The following is a 5,928-nucleotide window of genomic DNA, read 5'->3' on the forward strand; positions in this document are numbered from 1 at the left end:
GGCGGAGCGGTTCCTAGACAGCTCCACTCCACACCGGGAGGCCTTCACCCATCTACAGCTACGCCGTACCCAATCGCACAACGTGCCTGGGCATCACACCTAGTCCCCGGTGTCGTAGCGCGGGTCGACGTCCTCGGCCTCGATGCCGAGCAGCTCGGCGACCTGCTCGACGACGATCGTGAGCACCATCGCCTCGAGGTCCGTGCGGGTCTCGCACCGGTGCTCGATCGGGCGCCGGAACAGCACCAGCCGGGTCGGCGTGGCTCCGCTGCCGCGCACGAGGGAGGACAGCGGCACGGTCCCGGAGGTCCAGTCGTCCGGGATCTGAGGAGTGTCCTCGACGGCGTACTCCACCAGCCCGAGGCGGTCCTGCCAGCGGCTGTCGATCTCGGTGACGATGCCCAGCGCCAGGTCGTCGAAGCGCTCCCGCCCGGTCGGCAGCTCCGGTCGTCCCGGTACCGCCGGGAGGACTGCCGGACCCCGCATGCCCCTTCCGCGACGGTCCCTGATGCGTCGTCGACCATCCACGCCGCGAGCCTAATCGGCGCGGTCGTGGTTCGGAGGTACCGTCTGCCTCGTGAGTCCTGCCCGCCGCTGTTCGCGCACGGCCTGCGGCCGCGCCGCGGTCACCACGTTGACCTATGTCTACGCGGACCAGACGGCGGTCCTCGGCCCGTTGGCCACGTACGCCGAGCCGCACGCCTACGACCTCTGCGACGTGCACAGCGAGCGGCTCTCGGCGCCGCGCGGCTGGGAGGTGCTCCGGCTCGCACGCGACCCCGCGGCGGAGGGGCCGTCCAGCGACGACCTGCTGGCGCTGGCCGACGCGGTCCGCGAGGCCGGGCGTCCGGTGGTGCCGCTCCGGGTCGCCCCGGCGGACGAGACCGGTCGCGAGACCACCCGACGCGGACACCTGCGCGTCCTGTCGTCCGACTGACCACCCCCCACCACTACGCTTCGGGGCATGGCCGACACCCTCGACCCCGCGAACCTGCGTGCCGTCTTCAAGGCGTACGACGTCCGCGGCACCGTCCCCGACCAGATCGATGAGCAGCTGGCGCACCGCACCGGTCGGGCGTTCGCCCAGGTCGTGGGGGCGGCGACCGTCGTGGTCGGTCACGACATGCGGCCGAGCTCGCCCGGGATGGCCGGTGCCTTCGCCGCCGGCGCGTCCGAGGCCGGCGCCGACGTCGTCATGATCGGCCTGGCGTCGACCGACCAGCTCTACTTCGCGTCCGGTCACCTCGGTCACCCCGGTGCGATGTTCACCGCGAGCCACAACCCGGCGCAGTACAACGGCATCAAGATGTGCCGGGCCCACGCGCAGCCGATCGGCATGGAGACCGGTCTCGCCGAGATCCGGGACCTGGTCGAGGAGCCTCGCCCCGTGGTCGGCCCGGCCGGCAGCATCAGCGAGCACGACGTGCTGGAGGCGTACGCCGCGCACCTGCTCACCCTCGCACCGGTCACCGGCCGTCGCCTCAAGGTGGTCGCCGACGCGGGCAACGGGATGGCCGGGCACACGGCGCCCGCCGTGTTCGGCCGCCTCGGCGACCAGGTCGAGCTGGTCCCGATGTACTTCGAGCTCGACGGCTCGTTCCCCAACCACGAGGCCAACCCGATCGAGCCGGAGAACCTGCGCGACCTCCAGGCCCGCGTGCTCGCCGAGGGCGCCGACATCGGCCTGGCCTTCGACGGCGACGCCGACCGGTGCTTCATCGTCGACGAGCGGGGCGAGGCCGTCTCGCCCTCGACGCTCACCGCGCTGATCGCCTCGCGCGAGCTCGCGAAGGAGCCGGGCTCGACGGTGATCCACAACCTGATCACCAGTCGCTCCGTCCCGGAGATCGTCCTCGAGCTCGGCGGCAAGCCGGTCCGCACCCGCGTCGGACACTCCTTCATCAAGGCGACGATGGCCGAGACCGGGGCGATCTTCGGTGGCGAGCACAGCGGCCACTTCTACTTCCGCGACTTCTGGCGTGCCGACTCCGGCATGCTCGCCGCGCTGCACACGCTGGCCGCGCTCGCCGAGACCGAGCAGCCGCTGTCGGCCCTGCTGGCCGAGTTCGACCGCTACGTGCTGAGCGGGGAGATCAACTCCGAGGTCGCCGACCAGGCCGGGGTCACCGCCGAGATCGAGGCGGCGTACGCCGGGACCGACGGAGTCACGACCGACCGGCTCGACGGCCTCACGGTCAGCCACGCCGACTGGTCCTTCAACGTCCGACCGTCCAACACCGAGCCGCTGCTCCGCCTGAACGCCGAGGGGCGCGACGAGGAGACGATGGTGCGGATCCGCGACACCGTGCTGGCCCAGATCAGGAGTGACCGATGACCGAGCTCGACCCCGCCCTCCTCGAGATCATCGTGTGCCCGGCGTGCCGCGCCGACCTCGCCGTCGTCGCCGACGAGCTGGTCTGCCAGGGCTGCGGCCTGGCCTACCCGGTGCGTGACGGCATCCCGGTGCTGCTGGTCGACGAGGCCCGTAAGCCGTCCTGATGGCCACCTGGTTCGACGAGTCCCGTCTCGACGACGCCGCTGCCCTCGAGGCCAGCGACGCGGCACTCCGGGTGCTGGCCGAGTCGGGGGCCCGGGTGCGCCGTACGTCCGGCGAGGCGGCTGAGGCCACGGCCCAGGCTGTGGCGCGCGCCGAGGACCTGGCGCGTCCCCGGGCCGTGATCGCCGCCGGCCCGGACTCCCGGCTGCTGCGCGCGGTGCTCGAGCCGTGGTGCCCGGTGCCGTTCGTCGCCTGGCCCGCCCCGGGCCTACCCGGCTGGGCCGGCAGCCTGGACCTCGTGGTGGTGCTCGCGCCCGACGGCGCCGACACCGGCACGGCGTCCGCTGCCGCGGAGGCCGTACGCCGCGGCTGCCAGCTCGTCGTCGCCTGCCCGCCCGCCTCCCTGGTCGCCGAGCACGCCGCCGGCCGGTGGAGCACCGTGCTGCCGACGACGGCGCGCGACCAGCTCGCAACGGCGGTCGTGCTGCTCGACTACCTCGACCGGGTCTCGCTCGGCCCGCGTGCCGACGCCGACCAGGTGGCGGAGGCGCTCGACGGGGTCGCGATCTCCTGCTCGCCGCACCGTGACCTGGCGGTCAACCCCGCCAAGATGCTCGCCATCGCGCTGGCCGACGCCAACGCGGTGGTGTGGGGCGGCTCGGTGCTCGCGGCCCGCGCCGCGCGCCGGGTAGCGGAGTCGATCCGCCGCGCCACCGGTCGCTCGGCCCTGGCCGGCGACGCGGAGCACCTGCTGCCGGTCATCGAGGCGGCCCGCCAGCGTGACGTCTTCGACGACCCGTTCGCCGAGGACGCGGGGGAGCGTCGTCCCATGCTGCTGGTCCTCGACGACGGATCGGAGGACGCCGTCGTGCGCGAGCAGCGCGGGCGGCTGCTGGCCGCCGCTGCCGAGCGCCGGGTCCGCGTCGAGACCGTGACGACCGACGCCTCGACCGAGGTGGCGCGCTACGCGTCCCTGTTGCTCAGCGGTACGTACGCTGCGGAGTACCTGAGAATCGGCTTCGTCGAGGACTGATCGCCGCAACACCCGGGTAGACCGGAAGGGTGCCGACCTCGACGCCCGCTCCGCCTGCCGCGACGGCTGCCCGCGACCCCTGGTTCGACAACGCCAAGATGGTGCTGGTGACGCTCGTCGTCGTCGGCCACTCGTGGGTGCTGCTGCCGAACAACGCGGTCACCGACCACTTCTACGACTTCCTCTACGCCTGGCACGTGCCGGCGTTCGTCTTCGTGACCGGCTACCTGTCGCGCAGCTTCGCCTACAGCAAGGTGCGGCTGTGGCAGCTGGTGCGGACCGTGGTGGTGCCGTACGTCGTCTTCGAGTGCGCGCTCGCGCTGTTCCGCGTCTACGTGGGCGGGGAGGAGATGAAGAACCTCTTCCAGGACCCGCACTGGCCCATGTGGTACCTCGCCGCACTCTTCTTCTGGCGGCTGCTCACGCCGATCTTCCGGCCGATGTGGGGCGGCCTCGTGGTCGCCGTCGCGATCAGCTTCGTCGCCGGCGTCTACGCCGGCAACACGCTCGACATGGCACGTGTCCTCGGCCTGCTGCCCTTCTTCGTGATGGGCCTCAAGGCGACGCCCGAGCGGCTCGAGCTGCTGCGTCGTACGCCTGCGCAGGTCGCAGCGGTGTTCGTGCTCGTCGGCATCTGGATCGCCACCACCTGGACCAACGCCTGGGCCAGCACCGAGTGGCTCTACTACCGCTCGCGCTACGACGAGATGGGGTACGCCGACGACCTGCGCGCCCTGCTGACGCGGGCCCTCGTGCTCGCTATCGGCACCCTCGGGGCCTGGGCTTTCTTCGCCCTGGTGCCCCGCATCGGTGGCTGGTTCGCCCGGATGGGCTCGGCGACGCTCGTCGTCTACCTCTTCCACGGGTTCGTCGTGAAGGGCGCCGGCTACGCCGGCTGGGGCGACTGGGCCGACCAGCACGCGATCCTCGGCTTCGGCATCACCACCGCGGCCGCGGTGCTCCTCTCGCTGGCGCTGGCCTGGCACCCGGTGGCCTCGCGGCTCACGCACTTCGTCGACCCGCTCGGGTACGCCGAGCGGCACCTGCACCACGCCGTCGACCTCACCGTCGCCAAGGACCAGGTGCAGCCCGAGGTCCAGGCCGAGGTCGAGGCCGGTGTCGACGCGGGTCTCCACCACGCCGGTGCCTCCGCGGTCGAGGAGCACGTACCGGCCCGATAGCCTTCCGGCATGGCTGGTGGGCTCTTCGCGCTGCTCGACGACGTCGCCGCGCTCGCGCGCCTGGCAGCGGCGTCCGTCGACGACATCGGCGCTGCCGCCGGCCGGGCGACCACCAAGGCAGCGGGCGTCGTCGTCGACGACACCGCCGTGACGCCCCAGTACGTCCACGGGGTCACCGCCGACCGCGAGCTCCCGATGATCAAGAAGATCACCATCGGCTCGCTGCGCAACAAGCTGCTCATCATCCTGCCGATCGCGCTGCTGCTCAGCCAGTTCCTGCCCGGGCTGCTGACCCCGATCCTGATGGTCGGCGGCTCCTACCTCTGCTACGAGGGTGCCGAGAAGGTCTGGCACCGGCTCCGCGGCCAGGACCACCACGACACCCCGGTCTCCGAGAACGGCCCCGAGGCCGAGAAGTCGATGGTCTCCGGCGCGATCCGCACCGACCTCATCCTCTCGGCCGAGATCATGGTGATCGCCCTCAACGAGGTGGCCGACGAGCCGTTCGTCAGTCGCCTCGTGATCCTGATCGTGGTCGCGATCGCCATCACGATCGCGGTGTACGGCGTGGTCGCGATCATCGTGAAGCTCGACGACATCGGCCTCGCGCTGGCCGAGCGCTCCTCGCGGTTCGCGCAGCGCATCGGTCACGTGCTGCTCGTCGGCACCCCCAAGCTGCTGGCCTTCCTCTCGGTCGCCGGCGTCGCCGCGATGCTCTGGGTCGGTGGCCACATCGTCCTCAACGGCCTCGACGAGCTCGGCCTGCACGCGCCGTACTCGTGGGTGCACCACCTCGAGGAGGCCGTCCACCACGGCGTCCAGGGCTGGCTGGTCAACACGCTCGCCTCGGCGGTCTTCGGCCTGCTGCTCGGTGCGGTCATCCTCGGCGTCCTGCACCTGGTGCCGCGGCGCAAGGCTGCGCCCGCACACTGACGGCGGCCTGCGGCGGCCTGCGGGTGTCTCGGTTTGGGTGGTTGAGGAAGGCGCGCTAGCGCCTGTCTCGAAACCCCGGAAAGCCGAGCAGGGCGATGTGCGCGGCTCGCGGGCGGTCTCGGGTTGGTCGCCGACAGGCTGGCTACGCCGGTGACGTCGGCGGTGGGTTGCGCTCGCTTGCCGGGCTGCGGGTCTGCTCGAAATAGTTCGAACCAACCTCACGAATGACTAGGCGAGCTCGTCTCCCGCCTCACCGCGGCCGGTCTGCGGCGCCGGAAGCGTAG

Annotated in this window: 7 protein-coding genes; 6 read left to right on the plus strand and 1 reads right to left on the minus strand. The window is 71.9% G+C overall.

Annotated elements, in window-relative coordinates; translation table 11 throughout:
• Window positions 1-99 precede the first annotated feature (99 nt).
• The gene (locus tag ASC77_RS08055) at window positions 100-486 is read right to left on the minus strand and encodes a metallopeptidase family protein (protein ID WP_056150871.1); all 387 of its coding nucleotides are present in this window, start codon (window positions 484-486) and stop codon (window positions 100-102) included.
• A 91-nt stretch (window positions 487-577) separates the two neighbouring features.
• Here ASC77_RS08055 and ASC77_RS08060 point away from each other — a divergent pair, with 91 nt between their 5' ends.
• The 6 genes from ASC77_RS08060 to ASC77_RS08080 are packed head-to-tail and all read left to right on the plus strand — an operon-like array spanning window position 578 to window position 5,644.
• Window positions 578-937, plus strand: a complete 360-nt coding sequence (locus ASC77_RS08060) for a DUF3499 domain-containing protein (protein WP_056150873.1) — start codon at window positions 578-580, stop codon at window positions 935-937.
• A gap of 27 nt (window positions 938-964) precedes the next feature.
• Complete coding sequence (locus ASC77_RS08065; RefSeq protein ID WP_056150875.1) at window positions 965-2,335, plus strand: phosphomannomutase/phosphoglucomutase; 1,371 nt, start codon at window positions 965-967, stop codon at window positions 2,333-2,335.
• Window positions 2,332-2,499 carry a Trm112 family protein gene (locus ASC77_RS26060; protein WP_082574581.1) on the plus strand — a complete coding sequence of 56 codons (168 nt, stop codon included), beginning with the start codon at window positions 2,332-2,334 and terminating at the stop codon, window positions 2,497-2,499. Before ASC77_RS08065 ends, ASC77_RS26060 begins: the two co-directional genes overlap by 4 nt.
• Window positions 2,499-3,530 (plus strand): SIS domain-containing protein, encoded by a 1,032-nt coding sequence (locus ASC77_RS08070; protein WP_056150877.1) that lies wholly within the window; start codon window positions 2,499-2,501, stop codon window positions 3,528-3,530. The genes ASC77_RS26060 and ASC77_RS08070 overlap by 1 nt, the downstream gene beginning before the upstream one ends.
• 29 nt (window positions 3,531-3,559) lie before the next feature.
• A complete protein-coding gene (locus tag ASC77_RS08075; RefSeq protein ID WP_056150879.1) occupies window positions 3,560-4,711 on the plus strand; it encodes an acyltransferase family protein in 1,152 nt (383 codons plus the stop codon).
• A gap of 9 nt (window positions 4,712-4,720) precedes the next feature.
• The gene (locus tag ASC77_RS08080) at window positions 4,721-5,644 is read left to right on the plus strand and encodes a DUF808 domain-containing protein (protein WP_056150881.1); all 924 of its coding nucleotides are present in this window, start codon (window positions 4,721-4,723) and stop codon (window positions 5,642-5,644) included.
• Window positions 5,645-5,928 lie beyond the last annotated feature (284 nt).

Origin of the sequence: Nocardioides sp. Root1257, from assembly GCF_001425175.1 — a bacterium.
Lineage (GTDB): Bacteria > Actinomycetota > Actinomycetes > Propionibacteriales > Nocardioidaceae > Nocardioides.

What these genes read in the sequence shown, in the direction of transcription:
- ASC77_RS08055 (WP_056150871.1), bottom strand. Translation starts at nt 486, where the DNA reads ATGCGGGGTCCGGCAGTCCTCCCGGCGGTACCGGGACGACCGGAGCTG.
- ASC77_RS08065 (WP_056150875.1), top strand. Translation starts at nt 965, where the DNA reads ATGGCCGACACCCTCGACCCCGCGAACCTGCGTGCCGTCTTCAAGGCG.
- ASC77_RS26060 (WP_082574581.1), top strand. Translation starts at nt 2,332, where the DNA reads ATGACCGAGCTCGACCCCGCCCTCCTCGAGATCATCGTGTGCCCGGCG.
- ASC77_RS08070 (WP_056150877.1), top strand. Translation starts at nt 2,499, where the DNA reads ATGGCCACCTGGTTCGACGAGTCCCGTCTCGACGACGCCGCTGCCCTC.
- ASC77_RS08080 (WP_056150881.1), top strand. Translation starts at nt 4,721, where the DNA reads ATGGCTGGTGGGCTCTTCGCGCTGCTCGACGACGTCGCCGCGCTCGCG.